Origin of the sequence: Acetilactobacillus jinshanensis, assembly GCF_004359375.1 — a bacterium.
GTDB lineage: Bacteria > Bacillota > Bacilli > Lactobacillales > Lactobacillaceae > Acetilactobacillus > Acetilactobacillus jinshanensis.
The window spans coordinates 835,567-855,574 of sequence record NZ_CP034726.1 but is presented as its reverse complement, the minus strand read 5'-3'; the positions used below and the strand labels follow the sequence as shown (position 1 = coordinate 855,574).

Here is a 20,008-nt window from a genome sequence, read left to right as displayed (position 1 = left end):
CTAATACACGTCCGGATGAGCCTTAACTAAGCCCTGTATACTCTGGTTGATTTGACTAATCGATAAGGCTTTGATAACGGGATGACCAAAGTCCTTTAGGTAGATTACGTTCATGTAACCATCACGGTTCTTCTTATCGTTCTTGATCTTGTCAATCAGGTGCGGACTGGCAACTAACTTGGAGTGAATTGGTAAACCAACGACGGATAAACGGTGTTTGATCTGATCAGTCATCCCTTTTAGTGAAAGCTGATGACTTTCAAAAATTCGGCAGATCGCAACTAAACCGATACTAACGGCTTCACCATGGCGTAACTTACCGTGAGCCAAGGCTTCAACTCCGTGACCAATCGTGTGGCCCAAGTTCAAAATCTGCCGTTCACCGGATTCCTTTTCATCATGACTAACGACAATTGCTTTAAACTTAATGGCAAATTCAATTAATTGACTAGCGTACTTTAATAGGTCACTTGGCTGATTAACTTTCTGGACGAATTTCCAGAAGGCACCACCGTTCAAAGCGGCGACCTTCAACGTTTCACCATAGCCTTCGACTAGATCACGTTTAGGTAATGTCTTTAAATCATTAGGGTCAATGATGACCAAATCAGGTTGGTGAAAACTGCCGATCAAATTTTTCACGTCATCTAAATCGATCGCGGTCTTACCACCGACGGAACTATCAACCTGAGCCAAGAAGGACGTTGGAATCTGAATTAAATCAATGCCACGCATGTAAGTGGCGGATACAAAGCCGGCCAAATCACCGACGACACCGCCACCAAGGGCAATGACACCATCACTGCGGTTAAAGCGATCGTGAGCCATCCCCTTAATGATCTTAGCAAGTTCAGCTAAACACTTAGACTGTTCACCATGAGGAACCACGAACGTAAAGACTTTAAAGTCATGGGCTTCCAATTGTTTTTTCACGTCGGCCATGTACAGTGGCGCAACGTTATCATCGGAAATCAACGCAATCTTACGTTTCTTCCAGCGTTCACTAACTAATTCACCGACTTTTAACAGTAAACCATGATGAATCAAAATATTGTAATCGCCATCCGGCGTTTTAACGTTCAAAATCTTCATACTTGCGCACCCTCAATTATTTAACAATGTCATGAATTTCAACGGCATTCTTAGCAACTTCTTTAAATTGACTCGGTAATAATGCTTGAGGACCATCTGATAAAGCGTGCTTCGGATCATCATGAACTTCGATCATTAGACCGTCAGCACCGATCGCAGCTCCGGCCATTGCTTCATGCATTACGATATCCGTATGTCCAGCGGCATGACTTGGATCTAAGATGACTGGGTAATGAGTTAATTTCTTTAAGACCGGAATTGCGCCTACATCTAGGGTATTACGCGTGTATTTATTATCAAAAGTTCTGATCCCACGTTCACATAACATGATCTGATGGTTACCACCGGCGGCAATGTATTCAGAAGCGTTCAATAAATCATCGATCGTTGAGCACATCCCACGCTTTAGCATGACCGGTTTACGAGTTTTACCAACGGCACGTAATAACGAGAAGTTCTGCATGTTACGGGCACCGATTTGGAAGATATCAGTGTATTTGCCGACCATTGGGACGTGTTCCGGATCCATAACTTCGGTGATGACGTCCATGTGGTTCTTATCAGCGGCTTCACGTAAGTACTTCAAACCGGTTTCACCCATGCCTTGAAATGAGTATGGTGAAGTCCGCGGCTTAAAAGCACCACCACGTAAAACGGTCGCACCGGCAGCATGCGTAGCCTTAGCTAAACGTAAGGTTCGAGCGTGGTCATCAACTGAACACGGACCAGCCATTAAGGTAAAAGTGCTGTCACTGATAATGCTGTTTTTGGTCTTGATGACAGTATCTTCGGGATGGAATAAGCGACTGCCTTGAATGGCACGAGGATGGTTCATAATGACTTTCTTAGCTGCGCCCTTTTCGGTATCGGTTAAATCACCTGGTTGAACGCCAACTAAACCAACGTTGTTCTTATGGACGAAAACCTGGGTCTTGCCAGCAAAATGTTTCTTAACTTCAGCAATCATTTTTTCTTGATTAGGTTTAAATTGAATAATCATAAATGTTACCTCCAAAAATAATTTTTAATAATCTTTAACTTCAAAATATGTATTGTGTAGCTCTGGATCCTAACCAGAACTACACAGAACGAGGTGATTAATTATATGTGGTTCCCGCAGTTGGTGATTCACTGCGGGAATGGGAAACAAAAAGCTCACAACTATTACCGAATAGCTGTGAGCATCGTCTTCATTAAATCCTGTTTAACGTCAAGTTCACACAGCCGGGTCTGCCCCTGTGTGAACCATTAAAACTTCAATTCACACAGGCATATATCGTATTCGTATAATATCGATACAGATATACGCCCTGATAAAGTGTCAAACTCAAATTCTTAAACATGATTAAAATCCTTTCGTTATTCAGACAAACAAAAAAGTCGTCTCAATTATTTCTTTTTGAAATAACTGGGACGACTTTTACTTTCAAAACCGCGGTACCACCCATTTTAGTAGGTAAATGCTCACTTAAATTGATGATAACGGTTCAATTAATTCCGAAACATTATTGTGTCACCGTATTTTGAATTACGACCCTGCCCGGTTCACAGCAACCACCGGTTCTCTGACGTTCAAGCCGTAACTCTACTGAAATGACGTTTAACGATCAATATCAATTTACACTTAATAACTTAATCATCATGAGACGAGATGTCAAGACATTTGGAAATAAATTTAATATTTTATTAAATAAGGTTTCTATTTTATTTTATAAAGGCATTAAAAAAACTCCACCAACATTAGCCGTCAGCGGAGCTGATAATTTATAAATTCAAATTAACTATTCGGATATTTTTTGTATAAATGCTGCTTAGCTTTTAGTTCGTGCATCGATTCCATGACGTTGGTGTAGATATTATCAATGAATTCCAAAAGCACTTCGTTATCATCATTATCGTTTTCGTTTTTAATGTTTTGTTCGGCTAAATATAGTTTACTAGAGGCTCTGGATAAATCATCGATACTCTGATCTAAATAGTCTAAAGATTGTTTATCAACCATTGCAATGCCTCCCAATTCACGATATATTGTCAAAGTAACACACACCCGATCCAGTTTTCAAATGATAACTTTTTCGGGCAAAATCTTATTCAAATGTTACATTTGTATTATATTATGAACGTGTACAAAGAATAAGAAAACAAATTAAAGGATGGCGATATTCCATGTTAAGAGTAATTCCAAAAGACGTTGTGATTGCATATCTTCGTAATTTGTTAGCTAACGAACAGCATAATCATCGAATCATTGACATGCTGAACGTCGTTGAAAATTCTCGTCAGTATTACTGGAAGAAGGCTTGGCGTGGAATTAAGCCAGGTTATCAGTTCATGCCAGTCGTTCAAAAATCTGATAAGAAAGCAATTTAATCCATTTTTAGTGTTATATGAAAAGCGCTCTGATTAATTTCAGGGCGCTTTTTGGTTATTAGGACAAAAGAAAAAGTCTGATGAAAAATCAGACTTCTCATAAATATCAATTTCATAAATTACTTTTTAGCAGGTTGACTTGCATTTACAGGTGTTACAGCCATACTGCGAAGACTCTGATTAGCCTTTAAAGCATTTTTATAATATTTCATATTATGAGTCTTCTTAAACTGAATCATATTTGCATTAACCGCGTTTCGAGCAGCTAAGAATGGCTTAGTATATTTCTTGGCATAAGCTTTCATAGTGCCAACGTACTTAGCGGTTCTTGGGACAACCTGTCCAATTTTACCATTAGAAATAATTTCAGCAGTGTAAACCTTGTTATTCAAAACAATGTGAGTACGATACGTTGTTACTTTGGGTTGTTGCTTGGCAGTATTTTTCTTTACATTTTTAGCATGCTTTACACGACGATTATTCTTTTTAATGCCCTTTTTAGCTCTCTTATTCCGTCTTACAGACTTCTTTGATCGTTTACCCTTCTTATTAGATTTCGGGCTTAAACGAGCAATTTCCCGCTTAACTTGTTTAAGCTGAGAATTATCACGATTAAATTGTGCTTTATCATGATTTACCTGGCGAACTAAACGATTTTCATGGATGCGTAAGCTACTCATTCGAACGATTCGACGACTAGCGTGAACTGATGTACCAGCATTAGTAGCGGATGCGCCAACACCAGCTAGCATCAAAGCGGCTGCTGATACGGTAACCATTTTTCTTAAATTTAATTTCATAAAAACAAAACTCCTTAAAAATCGGATTGGTTGCATTTTAACAAACGCGTTAGGATTCTCGCAAGTCCAAAAAAGAGTCGATTTTAAAAAATCGACTCTTTTTATAATTATTTTTAATTTCAAAATTAATGTACACCAGCGAACTGTGAGTTGTACAGCCTGTAGTAAAAGCCATGCTTCTTCAACAGTTCGTTATGAGTCCCAGTTTCAACGATGTGACCATGGTTCATAACGATAATGTCATCGGCATTTTGAATCGTTGACAATCGATGGGCAATGACGAAGCTGGTTCGGTTCTGAACCAAGCGTTCCATAGCTTCTTGGATCATGGATTCAGTCTTGGTATCAACGGAACTGGTGGCTTCATCCAGAATCATGATCTTCGGATTAGCGATAAATGCTCGGGCAATCGTCAACAACTGTCGCTGACCTTGGGAAATATTGGTCGCATTCTCATTTAACTCGGTTTGATAACCATCTGGTAAGCGACTGATGAAATCGTCAGCATGACTCAATTTTGCGGCTTTATAGACGTCCTGCTTTGTAGCATGTAAATTACCGTACTTAATGTTGTCAAAAACGGTGCCCTTAAAGAGCCAGGTTGCCTGTAAAACCATCGCCATGTTTTTACGAAGCTGTGGCCGGGTCATGTTACGGGTATCAACACCGTTAATCCGAATGTGTCCCGAATCAACGTCATAAAAGTGCTCTAAGAGGTTAATCATGGTTGACTTACCAGCGCCAGTCGGACCAACGATTGCAATCGTACTGCCCGGTTTTACCGCCAAATTAAAGTTATGAATTAGCGGTCGGTCAGGTAAGTACCTGAAGTTAACGTGCTGGAAATCAACGACATCCCCGGTCTTATCATCCGGAATGTCACGCTGTTTTGTCGACATTTCAGGTTCATCTAAAATCTGAAAGATACGTTCGGCTGACGCAATGGTGTACTGAATTGTACTGGTCAGGTTAGCTAACTGAGTGATCGGTTCAGAAAACATATTGGTGTATTGAAGAAAGGCCTGGACGTTACCAATTGGCAACGAACCGTTGATAACTTCAATCCCACCGATAATGGCAACGAAAACGTAATCCAAGTTCTTGATGAAGATCGTAATCGGGAACATAAAGATCGAATAGAATTGAGCACGCCATGCGGATTGGTAGTAGCGCTCATTTTCTTTCTTAAAGTGATTAACAACGGTATCTTCACGGTTGAACGTCTTGATGACGTCATGACCAGCAAAGTTTTCTTCGACCTGGTTATTCAGAAGACCCAAGTGATACTGCTGATTAATGAAGTATTGCTGGGACTTCGGAACGACGATCCAAACCACGATTCCGCTAAGTGGGATCGTGCATAATGCAACTAGTGTCAGGGTAAAACTGACCTTGAACATCATAAACAGAACCCCGACGAACATGATGATACTGATCAGAAACTGGGTAACGTTACTCTGAATCATCGTTGAAATATCATCCATATCGTTGATGGCACGGGACATAATGTCCCCGTTGTCATGGGTATCGTAGAACGAGACCGGTAAGTACTCCAACTTGCGTTTAAAGTCACGGCGTAAACTGTAAACGGCCTTTTGGGATACATAATTAATAATAATCTGTTCAATGATACTGTTCAGGACCGCAATTGCGTACATCACCGCCACAATCATTAGGATATGACCAACTTTGGTGTAGTCAATCGGCAACGTCGGAACGGAGTGACCAAGCATTCTAAGATGATGGCCCTTCTTGATCCCACTATAAATAACCGTCGTGGCATCCCCTAAGATACTGGGGGCAATAATCTGTAAGAACATCGAAACCATAATCGCGAATGCGGCTAATGCCATTGGCCACTTCCACGGTGCCATATATTTCGTTAATCGCCAGGTAGTCCGCCAGAAATGCGTAGCCCGGCGTTGACGTCTTGGTTTAGTCATTATTTAGCGGCCCCCTTTTTGATCTGCGAATTGTAAATTGAACGATAGAACTTATTATTCTTCATTAATTCTTTATGGTTACCCTTGCCAACGATCTGGCCATGATGGAGAACCAGAATTAGATCAGCATCCATAATGGTCGAAACACGCTGGGCAACGATAACGGTAACGGCACGTTGAATCCGCGGATCACGATAAAGATTTTCACGGACCTTAGCATCGGTCGCAAAATCCAGTGCCGAGAACGAATCATCAAAGATGTAAACATCAGCCGGTTTCAGCACGGTTCGAGCAATTGACAACCGTTGTTTCTGACCACCGGAGAAGTTATCACCGTTTTGAGCAACTTTAGCGTCCAGACCACCAGCTCGTTTAACGAAATCAGCGGCTTGGGCAACCTTTAAAGCATCCCAAATTTGATCATCAGTTGCGTGTTCGTTACCAAACTTCATGTTGCTACGAATATTTCCGGTAAATAGAACCGCTTTTTGCATCGTGATTGCAAAACGCTGATGCAAAGTTGATTGTGGTAACTGGTTAACTGGGATGCCATCCAACAGAACGTTACCGTTGACCGGGTCATATAATCGAGAAATCAAATTAACGATGCTGGATTTTCCTGATCCAGTGTCACCAATGATGGCAACGGTCTGTCCTGCTTCGGCAGAAAAGTCAATATTATTTAAGACCGGCTTCTGACCAGACTTATATCTCAAATCAACGTGATCAAAAGTCAAACTAGCGGGTCGATCCTTAGGGATGACGGTAGCCTGCTTAGGATCACGAACGGTATTCTTGGTATCCAAGACGTGATCAATTCGTTGTGCTGAAACTTCAGCACGCGGAACGAAAACGAAAAGCATTGCCAACATCATGAAACTAAATAAAATCATGGTTGAATACGTCATGAAGGCAACTAAATTACCAACTTGTAGTTCATAGTGCGCAATTAAAAAGCTACCAAGACTAACGATTCCAATATTAGTAATATTCAAAATGAACGTCATAATCGGGAACATTAAAGCGGCTAACGTATAGGCCTGAATTCCGGTTTTAGCATAACGTCGGTTGGCTTTATCAAATCGATTCTGTTCATACGGGTCTCGATTAAAGGCTCGAATAACACGGACCCCGGTTAAGCCTTCACGGAAGATCAAGTTAATGCTATCGGTCTGTCTTTGCAGACTTTTAAATTTCGGTACCGCATACTTCATAATTAATACGATTACGATTGCTAATAATGCAAGTGCAACCACGAAAGTCGAAGTCAGTTTGGGACTTTGAATGAACGCTAAAATAATGGCACCAATTAACATTAATGGTGACATGATCATCATTCGTAAAACGTTAATCATCAAATTCTGGATCTGAACAACATCGTTTGTGGCTCGGGTGATCAATGAAGCTTCACCAAAATGATCCAGATTCTGATTAGAAAAATCAATTACTTTTCGGTAGATAGCGAGCCGAATTTTTTTACCCATTCCTTGTGACTGGGTAGAAGCAAAATAAATATTTCCGGCAGCACCTAATAATCCGACAAGCGTAACCACTAACATCTTAATTCCCTGTTGCCAAATGAACGGCAAGTCATCGTGGACAATTCCTTTATCAACGATACTTACGGTCACGGTCGGTAGATACAAATCACACGCAACCTGGACAACAAGAAAAAGGACGGCAGCGATTACAGCCTTCCAATTAAGGTACTTCTTAATTAAGGACTGCAAAGCTTCACCTTCTTAACAGTTATTTATAGTAAGTAAGCATATAAAGTTTAACATAACTAATACGCTTCAAACAATAGTTAATTTTATTTAAATAAAAAGCGCTCATATAAATGGTGAACGTTCTTAAATATTTAGTAAATTTACATTATACAAATAAAGTTAACTAAATTAGTTATTAATATATGAAATGTTTCCAATATTTTATGAACATCAAGTACATAATTTTTAGCGAACAACGATCTGTTATTTAATTATTTGATGTGCTTCGTTCAAAAATTAATTTATAACTTAACGTAATTTCAGTATAACTTTTAAATTAATTTGACACAATTTATAAACAGAGAGTTGAACTTTAATTTCAAATTTTGATTTCGACCTAATTCAATTTCTCTTATATCTCTTTTATATGTATTATATGAATATTTATTGGAATCATGTTTAATTTGCCTATTTATTGTTGTATCTATTTAGTATTTATATATTATTTATTTAGTATTTAGTTGGTTTTGAGACTAAACGTTACTTAGAGTTGTTATGCTAACGGTTGTTAATGATTATTAGCATCAATTAATATAACAGACAGCTAACGTAATCTAACGGATAACTAACTGAAGTATAACAAAGCACTAACGAAATATAACAGAGCGCTAACGTTGCTCATACATTTACCTAACGGAACTATAACTAACCGCTAACGATAATATAACAGAGCGCTAACGTCGGAATTCTGAAACCTAACAGATGTCTAACGCTTAATATAACAAATCGCTAACGCCTAATCTAACAGATGTCTAACGGAAAAATAACAGATACCTAACGCTTAATATAACGGATTGCTAACGGTAAATATAACAAATATCTAACGGCGAACTATAACAAATCGCTAACGGTAAATATAACAAATATCTAACGTTTAATATAACGGATACCTAACGCTGTGTAGACCTATTGGATTAGGCCTGATAAAAGTGGCACGGCTTTGATGTTCATCCTAAATATAACGGATTTAATCGCTGGGCTTGTCACGATTTCGTCAAATTTTGGAATTCTAACTATAACAAATACCTAACGTTCTGAATTCCGCGAAAAATCACTCAAAAATTGAATTAACTATAACAGATGACTAACGGTTAAAATTTTTATTTTTGCGAACTATAACAAATATCTAACGCTGTTATATCTTGATGTGATAACGAAAACTCACGATATGTCGAAATTTTCAGATTTTAAACTATAACAGATACCTAACGCTGTGTTATAAAAAACTAGAAATTAGTGGATTTATTAATATCTAGTGGCTTACAATGCAGGCGTGGGAGGATTTTAAATATGCCTAAAGTTCCGAAAAAACTTAAAGGTGGTTCCGAAGTATTACACGAATTCAAAGTTCGTAATTACCCGGTTGTTAAACGTAACGATCTGATTCAAAACACTCGTTACTCTTTGACTACTAATGAGCAGAAAATTATTCTGCATTTAATTCAGCAGATTAATTCCGATACTAAGAACCTAACCTTTACATTTAATATTAAAGAATACGCTCGTTTTATGGGATTAAAGCAAAATCGTTTTAATGTTCATAAGATTAAACAGGATTTAAAGCGGTTAGCCGATAAATCATTCTGGCTTCGGAAGTCACATAACCGTGAAACGTTGGTCCGTTGGTTCTCGCAAGTTGAAGTCAACCATAACACCAACACGTTTACGGTTCGATTTGATGATCGACTGAAACCATTCCTGCTGAAGACCAAGCAATTCTTTACCCAATATAACTACTACTACATCATGACGATGCAAAGTTCTTATAGTATTCGGCTTTATGAATTGTTCGTATCGTATTACTCAATGCAGAATTCACGCAAAGGGTTCAACTACTCATTGGGTGAACTTCGTGAAGCATTGGACCTTCGGAACAAATATCCGCAGTTCGCTAACTTCAAAGCTCGGGTTTTAGCCCCGGCCAAACGTGAGATTAACGAACTTACCGACATGAACATTCGGATCAAACCTTACAAACACGGCCGGAAAGTCGTTGGCATCAACGTTCTTTTACATAAAAAGAGTCGTCGCCAGTTATACCAGACCGAAAATAAGGTTCAGGAACGACTAGAATCGCATAAAAACGGTTAGAATTATATAAATAATTTAGGTGATTTTCATGAAAGTTAATCGAAAGTATTTAAAACGGTTCCGCGAAGATACTAAGCGAACTAATAAAAACGCCGTCAAAATCCTCGCGATTGAAGATCAATCCTTTAATCGGCGTGCCGCCATGGGACTGAACGAAGACGATCACGTTAAAAGTGCAGGTAAATTGTTATATTTATACATGCTAAAGCACCACGCGATTCAGTCGCACAGTGATTTTCAGGAATTCACCGGTTTAAATAAAGATCAGTTGAAGAATTTCTGTAACAAGTATCATTTAAATGATGCTTCGTTAGATGAAAGTCTGAAACAGATCAACCGTTTGCAATAGGTTAGATTTAAATTTTAATAAGATCAAAAAAAGTGATCCGTTATATTATGTAACGAATCACTTTTTTGTTTACAAAATGGATAATCTTATTTCATTATTTACGGATTTATTATTTCTCTGGGATTGCCTGTAGAAAGGCCGTTAGCAATATCATCAGTGCACCGACTACTTCGATCCACGTCATTCGAGTGCCAAGAAACATTACCGATAAGATCGTAGCGGTTAACGGTTCGAAGCAATCCAGCATCCCCGTAACGGTAGGTCGGAGATACTTCAAACTAATTAAGTAGAACAGATAACCAATTACGGTGCCACCAAAAATGATGACGGCCAACGCGATTAGTACAATTGGCGTTAATTTATACATTGGCAAGGGATGGATCTGTGGAACTAAGGGGAAGCTGCCTAGCAGCATTGCCCAGCCAAGAATTAATTCTGAGTTATATTTATGAAGTAGTTTTCCAGGAATCAACGTATAGGTGGCTTGAGTAACACCGGTCATAACTCCCCAGAACACGCCAAGTGGTGCCAACGCTAATTTAGTTAGCTGACCATTCGTTACCATCAGGATTAATCCAGTCATTGAAATAATGATTGAGATGACATCGATCCGTCGCGGCCAGCGGAATTTAATCCCGGCCATTGCTAGAATAATGAAGACCGGTCCGGTAAATTGTAAAACGGTAGCCGTCGGGGCGTTGCTATATTTAATGGCCAGAAAATAAGTTACTTGCCACGGTAGCATCCCCAAAAAAGTGAACGCCAATAACGTTAACCAGTCATGAGTGTTGTGCCAAATGGAAGTCAACGAACCGTGTTCAAAGATTTTGTAGGCGCTCAAGATCACGATTCCAGCAATCAATGCTCTGACACCTGCGATCCACCAGACGGATACGACGTGATTTTCAAATAAATACTGACTAAAGGTCCCTGAGACACCCCAGCAGATACAGCCGATGATGTCTAAGGTGAGTCCCCTGCTCTTGTTACTCATATTTCAGATCCTGTTCTGTGAAAGATGATAAAAAAGGACTTCTAAAAACAGAAGTCCGGTTGATGAATTATTTTTAACTTAGATTATAAAGTGTGACCTAGATATTTACCCCAGTTGACACAAGTGTACATTAATGCCGCAGTACCAACAACGATGCCAATAATGGCGGTGAACCAGTTAAGCATCTGTAACGGGCTGTACTTACCAAGTAAGAATAATGTAATTCCTAAAACAAGTAAGCCGATAATGATTTGAACCCAATCTTTCATAAGATCACTTTCCTCTCTAGCGTTTAGCTCTAAATTAAGTTTATCACTAAGTTATAAAAATGTTGAATTAATTAATGGTAATTCGTTATCATAATAATGAAGCCTTTGGGATGTATATTAGTAAGAAAGGAAGCTCTTATGGATCAATCTCAATCAAGTGTCGCTAGTCAGACCGACCAGACCGAAGCCGAAGCTAAACCTGTCGACTGGCACGCCAAATACGAAAAAGAACACGATCGAAAAAAGATGTTAAACAAGAAAAAGAAAAAAGCCTTTAAACGAGTTAAGAAGCTGACTAAAGAAAATCAAGCTTTAAAACAGCAACTTACTCAGCTTAAGGCTAAGAGTTTTATTCGCGAACACGATTATTTTTAAGTTAATTAATAAAAGACGATCATTTTGATCGTCTTTTATTTTACCCTAATTAAATTAAATTAAAGTGATGTAAGGCGTGAGCGATACCGTTGTCGTTATTGGAATCGGTCACGTATTCGGCCTCTTGCTTACATTCATCATCAGCATTAGCCATGGCGATGGAATGCTTAACCTTCTTGAACATCGGAACGTCGTTAGCGGCATCCCCGAAGCAATACGTTGGTAAATGGGTCCAATGAAAATCATTTAGAACGTCCTGGATTCCGGTAGCCTTACTAACACCGTAACGATTGATGTCTAAAACGTGCGGATCATTATGGGTGATTGATAATTTGCCGGCAAACGCATTCCGGTACTGTTGAACGTCGCTACCATCAGTAAAGACGTTCAAAAAATTAATTGGTGACTTTAAATAAAAGTAAGGATCAACTTTAGCCCATTTGAAGTAGCCACCGTAACACTTACGGGTGTATTTATTGATTTTAGTAACGGCAACGTTAATGGCGTTACGGAAACCTACGGCGTCGCCGAGTTTATTAGCCATATCAACTAATTCTTTAATGACCTTTTTACGAATATTTTCAATTCGAATCGTTTGATGATGTTTAATGTAGCTGCCATTTTCGGTAATCAACGTATCGATGCCCGTAATTTCGATAATGCTCTGAATTTCTTTCATGTTGCGGCCGGTACAGATGACCGGAACGATGTGATTTGCTTGAAGCGTATGAATTGCAGACACGCTAGAAGGTAGAATCTGCTGGTCATCGGTTAACAACGTTCCGTCTAAATCAAAAAAAAACGATTGCTTTATTACACATTTAAAAATCACTTCAGTCCTAACCCAAGATAACAATTTTGTAGCTATTATATCATTTTAGCGCAAATTTCGTTAAATCGTGCGAAAATCTATCGAGATCGATTTAAAACATACCCAAAATATAATAAAATGAAGCTATTATTTAGAAAATTTTGAATCGAGGTTGAGCTATGCAAATCGCCATTCTGATCTTGGGAATCCTGCTTCTGCTGTTCCTGATCGTGAAATTGAAATTAAATACGTTTGTCTCCTTGATCGTGACCGCGATCTTGGTTGCGTTAGGTTTAGGGATGAATCCGGTGCAAATTGGGAACTCCATTAAGAACGGGATCGGTAGTGCCCTAGGAGAGCTAGTCATTATCTTTGGTTTCGGTGCCGTAATTGGCCGACTGGTGTCCGATGCCGGTGGATCCTACCGAATTGCCCAAACGTTGATCGGTAAATTTGGCCGAAAACGACTTCAGTGGGCCATCGCCGCGGCATCGTTTATTATTGGGATGTCATTGTTCTTTGAAGTCGGCTTGGTCCTTTTAACACCGATTGTCTTTGCGATCGCTTTAGAAGCTAAAATTCCGTTTTCCTATCTTGGGATCCCGATGGCAGCGGCGTTATCCGCGACCCAAGGCTTCTTACCTCCACAACCGGCACCAACTGCCGTTGCGGCAACTTTAAACGCTAACATGGGTAAAACTCTACTGTTAGGGATTATCGTTGCGATTCCCTGTGCGATTATTGCGGGTCCGTTATTCTCGAAATTGGCCCGAAAATACATCCCTGACGCCTTTACTGTTAAGCATTCGTTACCCGCAATCGGTAAGATGCACCACTTCAAGTTAGACGAAACGCCTAAGTTTGGGATTTCTGCCTTAACTTCGTTATTCCCGGTCATCTTCATGGCCATCGCTACGATCTATCAGATGATTTTTAACGGTGGTGAAGCACCCAAAGACCCGCACGGTTTAGACGCCCTCTTCACGGCACTGGGTAACCCAATTTTGGTAATGGTGATCTCCCTACTCTTCGCGATCTGGTCGATGGGCTTTCACCGTGGTAAAACGATGTCTGACATCTCACAGACCATTAAGAAAGCAGTTAATTCAATCGCAATGCTGTTGTTTATCATTGGTGGTGGTGCCGCTTTTAAGCAGGTCTTAATCGATGGTGGTGTCGGGACCGCCATTCAGCACCTGGTGATGCACGCTAACTTGTCACCGTTAATTTTGGGCTGGATGATTGCCGTGATTCTTCGAGTATCATTGGGTTCTGCCATGGTCTCTGGAATGACTGCCGCCGGTCTAGTTACCCCGATCATGCATGCTTCCAGCGTTGACCCAGTTTTGATGGTCTTAGCCATCGGTGCCGGTTCCTTAGCTGCATCCCACGTTAACGATACCGGTTTCTGGATGTTCCAAGAATACTTTGATTTAACGGTTGGTCAAACGTTAAAGACCTGGACCGTCCTGGAAACGGTAATCTCCGTGGTCGGTTTATTAATGGTCCTGTTACTGAACGTGATCGTTGGTTAATTGACCCTAATTAAACAAAAATAAAAACGGCTTGAAAATTTCAAACCGTTTTTTGTTATCTAATTTCAATTATTTATTAAGTCGTTTTCGCATTTTCTGAATCCCGTTCAGGTGGCAGGTTCGGGTATAAACTGGTGAATCGGGATTTTCATCCAATACGGAATCAATTCGGTTTCCGTAAATCTGATGAAGCTGTTTAATTAATTTTAATTTGCGCTGATTCATCGTGGCACCCTCTCTTTAAAAATGATATCGGTGACCGTCATCTAAAGTCACGTAGCCCTCTTGTAAAGCTATCTGATCCTCTAAAAGATGGATTACGGTCTTGGCGAAAGTCTCCGGTGACAATCGCTGAGCGATCACGATTTGGTGATCACGGACCGTTAAACGAGCGTTAGGCAGAAAACATCGGTTGATCTGGTGGATCTGATCCAATTTCATCTGCATCTGGGCTAGGCTAAGGTGCCGAACGTTCATAAAGTCCGCCACCATATGGTCATCACGATAGGATAAGACGTGACCAAAAATGAATTGGTTAACCACACGTGAACCGTTCATAATGGTGAGTAAACACGGTGAACCAATGCATTCAAAGCCGAGTCTTTCCACTGAATCGGGAGTAATTCCTGAGATGACGAAAGACGGCTTAGGATAACCAAATTTTTGATGCAGAACCTGACCCACCGTTTGGCTAGCACGATAGATTCTGTATCGTTTTTTCATTTTATAGATTACGCTTTTGGCCTGATTAGCCGTCAGGTAATGTTTCATTTTTTGCGTAATTGATTCATCTGGCATTGAGCAGTCTTCCTTTAGTCAAAGATAGTCAAAAAATAAGTGACAAAATTTATTCTAGCGTATTTATCAGCTATTACCAAAGGATTTTGATTATTTATCGCTAATTTATTGATTGTCCTTTCGATAATTTCTGATCTTATGTAAAACCGATCGGATCTTAGTGGTTAACAGATCGATGGCCACGTGATTATGACCACCTTCGGGGATGATGACGTCGGCATACCGTTTAGTTGGTTCAATGAACTGATGGAACATCGGTCGGACCGTTTCAAGGTATTGTTGAATAATGCTATCCAATGAACGGTCCCGTTCTTTAACATCACGTTTAAGCCGGCGAATCAATCGAATATCGTCATCTGCATCAACGTAGACCTTGATATCCATCAGGTCCCGAATTCGTTTATCATACAGGGTCAAGATTCCTTCTAGAATGATAACGTCCTTCGGTTCTTGATGTTTGGTCTTTTTACTGCGGTTATGACTCTTATAATCATAGATCGGTTCATCAACGGCATGGTGATGAATAAGTTCTTTCAGTTGATGTAGCAGCAGATCATTATCAAATGCTAAGGGATGGTCATAATTAGTCTTTTTTCGCTCTTCCGGCGTCTTATCGGATTGATCCTTATAATATGAGTCTTCATGAATAATCATCAATGATTTATCCATTAAATTATGAAAGATCAATCGACTAACGGTAGTCTTGCCGCTGCAAGAGCCACCGGCGACCCCAATAATAATCGGCCGCTGTTTATCAATGTGACGCTTAAGTTGATGACTGATATGTGACATGTTATACCTCCGAATATCCCGATTCTGTTTAACCTTTCGTACATATGTTACACCGATAAATAAATGAAGGAAAGACGAATTAAGGGGCTAAATGAAATTTTTTCTCGATTGCTTTTTGGGGTCTCTAAAGTATGATATACTGAAATTATACGAGGAGATGTCGGTATGACAACGAGTGAACGGATTAAATTTGATGCCTTAATTAATATGCATAATAAATACATTGATACCTTTACCATAAATGCCGTTACCGGTCATTTATATGATGTATTCGATGACGAAGATGCCGTCAAGAACGAATTAATCAAAATGGACGCTAAACACGAAGGCGACATCGCCGGTGTTTTAACTTCTGATGACTATGATGATATTACTGTTAAGCCAGTTAAAGGTGCTAAGCGTGTTTTAACTGACAAAGGTGAAAAAGACTTAGTTAAATTAACTAAAGTCGATAAACACGAAATCGAAGTTAATAGTAGTAAATAATTAGTTCGATATTTTAGATAATAAAAAAGAGCTTCGGAAATCTGAAGTTCTTTTTTATTATTCTGTTAATCAATCAAACGGTTATGAACCATTCATCAACATCATGTTCGTTGACGTAATCCTTGTTACCATCAAAATCTTTAATTAGTAAATGACCATGGCCATCACCATATTTTTGATCATATTTCTTCAAGATCTTTAATTGACTAGCGTTTAGTTTACGATATTCTGGATTATTCATATTGAATTACTCCCTTCAGAAGTGATGGAATATGAATAATATCATGAATTGAACGTTAGTTCAAATCGTTAACTTAGTGTAAAATCCAGTCTAAGGCCTGTTTCTTCAAGGCATCTGACGGAACGACCTTATTGATCAACGTGATCATCTTGTCGATCTTTTCTTGATTCTGCTGGTTTTGACCTTCATAGAATTTAATGGCTTGTGCCTGGTCATTTTCGGTGACGTCTAAGCGGTTCATTTCGTTTTCTAATTCGTTAACCTTGGGCTGCTGACTCGGCTGTGGCTGTTGTGGTTTAGTATTCTTATTATTCGTCGTCTTACTGTTGTTAACGTTCTTAGTTGAACTGTTATAGGTCGTGGACGGGTTACTAGCTTGATTATCACCATATAGGTAATGATCGGCAGCGAACCAACCAAGACCTAAGCAAAGAATGACGATCAGGATCCATATGAACACATGATGACGAGGTCGCGGTTGATAGTACGGTGCCTGTTGCTGCGGAGCGTAATTATTATAGGTAGCCCCTTGTCTTGGCTGTTCCGGATTACGGTGATCATTTTGACGGTAATTTTCTCTAGAATTATCATCTGGCCGATAATAATCTTCACGTCTCATTTGATAATTAACCCCTTTTAATTATTGATGATTATATTTTAACATCAATCTGACGCCTTTGCGCTAACTATCGGTAAACGGTATAATTAAACATGAATTAAGGAATTAAAGATAAAGGAAGTAACCCAAGATGTCCGAAATGAAAGTCAATGGCGACTTATTTAAGAAAGCTAACGCCATTCTAAAAAATAATCACACCACATTTGGTGATCAGTTCAATAAACTAATGGACCAAGGGGTCAAGCTCGACCAGGTTCCATTTGGCTTAGAAGAATACGATACCAAGGACAAAAACGATTACTCAATTGATTTAGACAAGTTAAACGTTAACACGGAACACAGCTTTATTGACATGTTAAAGTCCATGGACATTCCCATGCCTTACGTTGTTAATGGTTATTGCCGTCGGGTAATTTTGAAGAAGGGCGTTCCTGTTTTTCACCCTAACTTTAAGCCTTATAAATAATTAGATTAATAGTTTAAATGATTTCCTATGGGCTCCCTTTTGGGAGACTTTTTTTGAACTTTAAGAAAGGAACTTAAAGGATGCTTAAGCACCAGTCATTTAATATGACCTGGTTAAAGCGGTATTTTACCTGGGTGACCCAAACGATCGCCGGCCGTTCTAATCGTCCCCATTCCACTAAATATTACGGCTTGACGTCGTTTATTATCGCAATTGTGGTCCTTGCATTATCGTTTAAGAACCTTTTTGACACGATTTTACAGTTTCTGTTTAACATGTTTGACGATGCCCCATCGGGAACCAGCTTAGAGGAATTTGGCTCGAATACCGTTGATTACCTGGGTTCGTTTCGTCATGAAGGCTTTATTTCAGGCTTATTTCTGGTCACGATCGGCTTTTTGATCGTCGTTGGCTTAAGTTACTGGGCCTGCCGCTGGATCAGTCATGAAGACATTAATCCGTGGAGCTACATGAACCGTTTAGCGGCGCTAACTAATGCGGCATTACCTTTAGAACTCGTGGGCCTCTTTCTGTCATTGATTGGCCACGGCTTTAAACTGGTTGTCTTTCTCGATTTAATTGCCGTTATTTTGTACAAATTAGGTACAGTCGACAATCTCTGGCAGCAACATTACGCCAGTCATCAGAGTCGTTTATACGTAACCTGTGCCCTATGGATCTTATATCCTCTGTGCTTCCTGATCGTTCTTTATCTATTAATTTTAGCTAGTCATTAGATTTATAATTTAAAAATAAACAAAATAAAAAGGCGTTAGGTTATTTAACCTAACGCCTTTTTGAGTATTAACTGATTTCTAACGAATTAATTATACATCTAAGTAATGCTTACGTTCCCAGTCAGATACTAAGCACTGGTATGCAAGAACGTCTTGCCTCTTTAAGCTGACGTAAGCTTTAAGTAAGTGAGAACCAAGGGCGTCCTTTAATACGGAATCTTTTTCTAAGTCCTTTAAAGCATCACCCAAATTGCTTGGTAAGTTATCGATATGAGCAGCTTTACGGTCCTTAGCATTCATCTTGAAGATGTTACGTTCTTCCTGTGGTTCAGCCTGTAAATCATTCTTGATTCCATCTAAACCAGCAGCAAGGGCACCGGTTAATGCCATGTAAGGGTTAGATGACAGGTCAGCACTACGTAATTCTAAACGAGTAGCGATTCCACGGTCACTTGGAACACGAACTAAAGCAGTTCGGTTATGAGGAGACCAGGCAATGTAAACTGGAGCTTCGAAGCCTGGAATCAAACGCTTGTAAGAGTTGACGGTGGCGTTACCTAAAGCGGTAAAGCCTTTAGCGTGTTTCAAAATTCCACCGATGAATTTGTATGCATCACTGGATAACTGAAGCTTGTCTTTTGGATCATAGAAGTCATTCTTACCGTTCTTTAACAGGGACATGTTGATGTGCATCCCAGAACCGTTGACGGAGTTTAACGGCTTTGGCATAAAGGTTGCGTAAAAGCCGTGCTTCTTAGCGAAGTGCTTGGCAACTTCCTTGAATAATTCAATGTTATCAGCAGTGTTAACGGCATCGGAGAAGCGGAAGTCAATTTCATCTTGACCTGGAGCAACTTCATGGTGGGCGGCTTCAATATGAATGCCAACCTTGATTAAGTTACGGGCGATGTCACGACGGCACTTAGCACCTTCATCACTTGGGCTGATGTCGAAGTAACTGATCTTATCGTTTGGCTTTAAGGTTGGTTTGCCGTTTTCATCACGTTTGAATAAGAAGAATTCTGGTTCTAAACCAACGTTAAACGTGTTGTAGCCATCCTTTTTGACCTTGGACATTTCATGCTTTAAGACGTTTCGTGGATCACCCATGAACGGTGTACCATCAGTCTTGTAAACGTCACAGATTAAACGTGCAACTTTGTCATCAGGATCACTCCACGGGATGACCATCCAAGTGGATAGATCCGGATGTAAGTACAGATCACTAGCTTCGATCGGTACGTAACCAGCGATTGAAGAACCATCAAACATCGTCTTGTTTTCCAAGACGTTGTCTAACTGGTATGCCGGTACTTCAACACGCTTCATCTTGCCAAGGGTACTAATGAAGTCCAGACGAATCCACTTAACGTCTTCGTCTTTAGCCATTTGCTTAATGTTAGCCTTGGTATATTTATGTTCAGTAGCCATACTAACTTCTCCTCACATAAGTCAAGATAGATTTTCTTAC

Annotated in this window: 23 protein-coding genes; 8 read left to right on the top strand and 15 right to left on the bottom strand. The window is 39.6% G+C overall.

Annotated features, from left to right (window positions below):
- From aroB to ELX58_RS03985, 3 genes are all read right to left on the bottom strand, one after another.
- A complete protein-coding gene (gene aroB / locus ELX58_RS03995; protein ID WP_133441872.1) occupies window positions 1–1,092 on the bottom strand; it encodes a 3-dehydroquinate synthase in 1,092 nt (363 codons plus the stop codon).
- 16 nt (window positions 1,093–1,108) lie between these two features.
- On the bottom strand, window positions 1,109–2,092 hold the full coding sequence (gene aroF / locus ELX58_RS03990; protein ID WP_133441871.1) for a 3-deoxy-7-phosphoheptulonate synthase: 984 nt from the start codon (window positions 2,090–2,092) through the stop codon (window positions 1,109–1,111).
- A gap of 777 nt (window positions 2,093–2,869) precedes the next feature.
- Window positions 2,870–3,094: a hypothetical protein gene (locus ELX58_RS03985; protein ID WP_133441870.1), complete on the bottom strand. Its 225-nt coding sequence runs from the start codon at window positions 3,092–3,094 to the stop codon at window positions 2,870–2,872.
- 164 nt (window positions 3,095–3,258) lie between these two features.
- Here ELX58_RS03985 and ELX58_RS03980 point away from each other — a divergent pair, with 164 nt between their 5' ends.
- Window positions 3,259–3,462: a hypothetical protein gene (locus tag ELX58_RS03980; RefSeq protein WP_133441869.1), complete on the top strand. Its 204-nt coding sequence runs from the start codon at window positions 3,259–3,261 to the stop codon at window positions 3,460–3,462.
- A gap of 119 nt (window positions 3,463–3,581) precedes the next feature.
- Here the strand turns inward: ELX58_RS03980 and ELX58_RS03975 are convergent, their stop codons facing one another.
- The 3 genes from ELX58_RS03975 to ELX58_RS03965 all read right to left on the bottom strand — a co-directional run bounded on the left by ELX58_RS03975 (window position 3,582) and on the right by ELX58_RS03965 (window position 7,935).
- Window positions 3,582–4,262 carry a hypothetical protein gene (locus ELX58_RS03975; protein WP_133441868.1) on the bottom strand — a complete coding sequence of 227 codons (681 nt, stop codon included), beginning with the start codon at window positions 4,260–4,262 and terminating at the stop codon, window positions 3,582–3,584.
- 125 nt (window positions 4,263–4,387) lie between these two features.
- A complete protein-coding gene (locus ELX58_RS03970) occupies window positions 4,388–6,205 on the bottom strand; it encodes an ABC transporter ATP-binding protein (protein WP_133441867.1) in 1,818 nt (605 codons plus the stop codon).
- Complete coding sequence (locus ELX58_RS03965) at window positions 6,205–7,935, bottom strand: ABC transporter ATP-binding protein (RefSeq protein ID WP_133441866.1); 1,731 nt, start codon at window positions 7,933–7,935, stop codon at window positions 6,205–6,207. Before ELX58_RS03965 ends, ELX58_RS03970 begins: the two co-directional genes overlap by 1 nt.
- Window positions 7,936–9,264: 1,329 nt before the next feature.
- Between ELX58_RS03965 and ELX58_RS03960 the strand changes: the two genes are divergently transcribed.
- Window positions 9,265–10,065, top strand: a complete 801-nt coding sequence (locus tag ELX58_RS03960; protein ID WP_133441865.1) for a replication initiation protein — start codon at window positions 9,265–9,267, stop codon at window positions 10,063–10,065.
- A gap of 28 nt (window positions 10,066–10,093) precedes the next feature.
- On the top strand, window positions 10,094–10,414 hold the full coding sequence (locus ELX58_RS03955; protein ID WP_133441864.1) for a hypothetical protein: 321 nt from the start codon (window positions 10,094–10,096) through the stop codon (window positions 10,412–10,414).
- 109 nt (window positions 10,415–10,523) lie between these two features.
- Here ELX58_RS03955 and ELX58_RS03950 read toward each other — a convergent pair whose 3' ends face one another.
- Together ELX58_RS03950 and ELX58_RS03945 are read right to left on the bottom strand one after the other, a co-directional pair.
- Window positions 10,524–11,408 (bottom strand): DMT family transporter, encoded by an 885-nt coding sequence (locus ELX58_RS03950; protein ID WP_133441863.1) that lies wholly within the window; start codon window positions 11,406–11,408, stop codon window positions 10,524–10,526.
- 83 nt (window positions 11,409–11,491) lie between these two features.
- Complete coding sequence (locus ELX58_RS03945; protein WP_133441862.1) at window positions 11,492–11,677, bottom strand: hypothetical protein; 186 nt, start codon at window positions 11,675–11,677, stop codon at window positions 11,492–11,494.
- A 138-nt stretch (window positions 11,678–11,815) separates the two neighbouring features.
- Between ELX58_RS03945 and ELX58_RS03940 the strand changes: the two genes are divergently transcribed.
- Window positions 11,816–12,052 (top strand): hypothetical protein, encoded by a 237-nt coding sequence (locus tag ELX58_RS03940; RefSeq protein ID WP_133441861.1) that lies wholly within the window; start codon window positions 11,816–11,818, stop codon window positions 12,050–12,052.
- Window positions 12,053–12,101: 49 nt separating this feature from the next.
- Here ELX58_RS03940 and ELX58_RS03935 read toward each other — a convergent pair whose 3' ends face one another.
- Window positions 12,102–12,830 (bottom strand): Cof-type HAD-IIB family hydrolase, encoded by a 729-nt coding sequence (locus tag ELX58_RS03935; RefSeq protein WP_162614633.1) that lies wholly within the window; start codon window positions 12,828–12,830, stop codon window positions 12,102–12,104.
- A 212-nt stretch (window positions 12,831–13,042) separates the two neighbouring features.
- Between ELX58_RS03935 and ELX58_RS03930 the strand changes: the two genes are divergently transcribed.
- Window positions 13,043–14,398, top strand: a complete 1,356-nt coding sequence (locus ELX58_RS03930) for a gluconate:H+ symporter (RefSeq protein WP_133441859.1) — start codon at window positions 13,043–13,045, stop codon at window positions 14,396–14,398.
- 69 nt (window positions 14,399–14,467) lie between these two features.
- Here the strand turns inward: ELX58_RS03930 and ELX58_RS07880 are convergent, their stop codons facing one another.
- The 3 genes from ELX58_RS07880 to udk form a co-directional block, all read right to left on the bottom strand.
- Window positions 14,468–14,623, bottom strand: a complete 156-nt coding sequence (locus ELX58_RS07880; protein ID WP_162614632.1) for a hypothetical protein — start codon at window positions 14,621–14,623, stop codon at window positions 14,468–14,470.
- Between the two features lie 15 nt (window positions 14,624–14,638).
- A complete protein-coding gene (locus ELX58_RS03925) occupies window positions 14,639–15,196 on the bottom strand; it encodes a hypothetical protein (RefSeq protein ID WP_133441858.1) in 558 nt (185 codons plus the stop codon).
- A gap of 105 nt (window positions 15,197–15,301) precedes the next feature.
- The gene (udk, locus tag ELX58_RS03920; protein WP_162614684.1) at window positions 15,302–15,955 is read right to left on the bottom strand and encodes a uridine kinase; all 654 of its coding nucleotides are present in this window, start codon (window positions 15,953–15,955) and stop codon (window positions 15,302–15,304) included.
- Between the two features lie 198 nt (window positions 15,956–16,153).
- Here udk and ELX58_RS03915 point away from each other — a divergent pair, with 198 nt between their 5' ends.
- A complete protein-coding gene (locus ELX58_RS03915) occupies window positions 16,154–16,474 on the top strand; it encodes a hypothetical protein (protein WP_133441856.1) in 321 nt (106 codons plus the stop codon).
- 73 nt (window positions 16,475–16,547) lie between these two features.
- On the opposite strand, the gene ELX58_RS07875 is transcribed toward ELX58_RS03915, so the two are convergent.
- Both ELX58_RS07875 and ELX58_RS03910 read right to left on the bottom strand, forming a co-directional pair.
- Entirely contained in the window at window positions 16,548–16,715 is a 168-nt protein-coding gene (locus ELX58_RS07875; RefSeq protein ID WP_162614631.1) for a hypothetical protein, read from the bottom strand.
- A gap of 73 nt (window positions 16,716–16,788) precedes the next feature.
- Window positions 16,789–17,334: a hypothetical protein gene (locus tag ELX58_RS03910; protein ID WP_133441855.1), complete on the bottom strand. Its 546-nt coding sequence runs from the start codon at window positions 17,332–17,334 to the stop codon at window positions 16,789–16,791.
- A gap of 130 nt (window positions 17,335–17,464) precedes the next feature.
- Here ELX58_RS03910 and ELX58_RS03905 point away from each other — a divergent pair, with 130 nt between their 5' ends.
- Together ELX58_RS03905 and ELX58_RS03900 are read left to right on the top strand one after the other, a co-directional pair.
- A complete protein-coding gene (locus ELX58_RS03905) occupies window positions 17,465–17,800 on the top strand; it encodes a hypothetical protein (protein ID WP_133441854.1) in 336 nt (111 codons plus the stop codon).
- Window positions 17,801–17,880: 80 nt separating this feature from the next.
- Window positions 17,881–18,537: a hypothetical protein gene (locus ELX58_RS03900; protein WP_133441853.1), complete on the top strand. Its 657-nt coding sequence runs from the start codon at window positions 17,881–17,883 to the stop codon at window positions 18,535–18,537.
- A gap of 90 nt (window positions 18,538–18,627) precedes the next feature.
- Here the strand turns inward: ELX58_RS03900 and glnA are convergent, their stop codons facing one another.
- Window positions 18,628–19,968 (bottom strand): type I glutamate--ammonia ligase, encoded by a 1,341-nt coding sequence (gene glnA, locus ELX58_RS03895; protein WP_133441852.1) that lies wholly within the window; start codon window positions 19,966–19,968, stop codon window positions 18,628–18,630.
- Window positions 19,969–20,008 lie beyond the last annotated feature (40 nt).

What these genes read in the sequence shown, in the direction of transcription:
- aroB (WP_133441872.1), bottom strand. Translation starts at nt 1,092, where the DNA reads ATGAAGATTTTGAACGTTAAAACGCCGGATGGCGATTACAATATTTTG.
- aroF (WP_133441871.1), bottom strand. Translation starts at nt 2,092, where the DNA reads ATGATTATTCAATTTAAACCTAATCAAGAAAAAATGATTGCTGAAGTT.
- ELX58_RS03985 (WP_133441870.1), bottom strand. Translation starts at nt 3,094, where the DNA reads ATGGTTGATAAACAATCTTTAGACTATTTAGATCAGAGTATCGATGAT.
- ELX58_RS03980 (WP_133441869.1), top strand. Translation starts at nt 3,259, where the DNA reads ATGTTAAGAGTAATTCCAAAAGACGTTGTGATTGCATATCTTCGTAAT.
- ELX58_RS03975 (WP_133441868.1), bottom strand. Translation starts at nt 4,262, where the DNA reads ATGAAATTAAATTTAAGAAAAATGGTTACCGTATCAGCAGCCGCTTTG.
- ELX58_RS03970 (WP_133441867.1), bottom strand. Translation starts at nt 6,205, where the DNA reads ATGACTAAACCAAGACGTCAACGCCGGGCTACGCATTTCTGGCGGACT.
- ELX58_RS03960 (WP_133441865.1), top strand. Translation starts at nt 9,265, where the DNA reads ATGCCTAAAGTTCCGAAAAAACTTAAAGGTGGTTCCGAAGTATTACAC.
- ELX58_RS03955 (WP_133441864.1), top strand. Translation starts at nt 10,094, where the DNA reads ATGAAAGTTAATCGAAAGTATTTAAAACGGTTCCGCGAAGATACTAAG.
- ELX58_RS03950 (WP_133441863.1), bottom strand. Translation starts at nt 11,408, where the DNA reads ATGAGTAACAAGAGCAGGGGACTCACCTTAGACATCATCGGCTGTATC.
- ELX58_RS03945 (WP_133441862.1), bottom strand. Translation starts at nt 11,677, where the DNA reads ATGAAAGATTGGGTTCAAATCATTATCGGCTTACTTGTTTTAGGAATT.
- ELX58_RS03940 (WP_133441861.1), top strand. Translation starts at nt 11,816, where the DNA reads ATGGATCAATCTCAATCAAGTGTCGCTAGTCAGACCGACCAGACCGAA.
- ELX58_RS03930 (WP_133441859.1), top strand. Translation starts at nt 13,043, where the DNA reads ATGCAAATCGCCATTCTGATCTTGGGAATCCTGCTTCTGCTGTTCCTG.
- ELX58_RS07880 (WP_162614632.1), bottom strand. Translation starts at nt 14,623, where the DNA reads ATGAATCAGCGCAAATTAAAATTAATTAAACAGCTTCATCAGATTTAC.
- ELX58_RS03925 (WP_133441858.1), bottom strand. Translation starts at nt 15,196, where the DNA reads ATGCCAGATGAATCAATTACGCAAAAAATGAAACATTACCTGACGGCT.
- ELX58_RS03915 (WP_133441856.1), top strand. Translation starts at nt 16,154, where the DNA reads ATGACAACGAGTGAACGGATTAAATTTGATGCCTTAATTAATATGCAT.
- ELX58_RS07875 (WP_162614631.1), bottom strand. Translation starts at nt 16,715, where the DNA reads ATGAATAATCCAGAATATCGTAAACTAAACGCTAGTCAATTAAAGATC.
- ELX58_RS03910 (WP_133441855.1), bottom strand. Translation starts at nt 17,334, where the DNA reads ATGAGACGTGAAGATTATTATCGGCCAGATGATAATTCTAGAGAAAAT.
- ELX58_RS03905 (WP_133441854.1), top strand. Translation starts at nt 17,465, where the DNA reads ATGTCCGAAATGAAAGTCAATGGCGACTTATTTAAGAAAGCTAACGCC.
- ELX58_RS03900 (WP_133441853.1), top strand. Translation starts at nt 17,881, where the DNA reads ATGCTTAAGCACCAGTCATTTAATATGACCTGGTTAAAGCGGTATTTT.
- glnA (WP_133441852.1), bottom strand. Translation starts at nt 19,968, where the DNA reads ATGGCTACTGAACATAAATATACCAAGGCTAACATTAAGCAAATGGCT.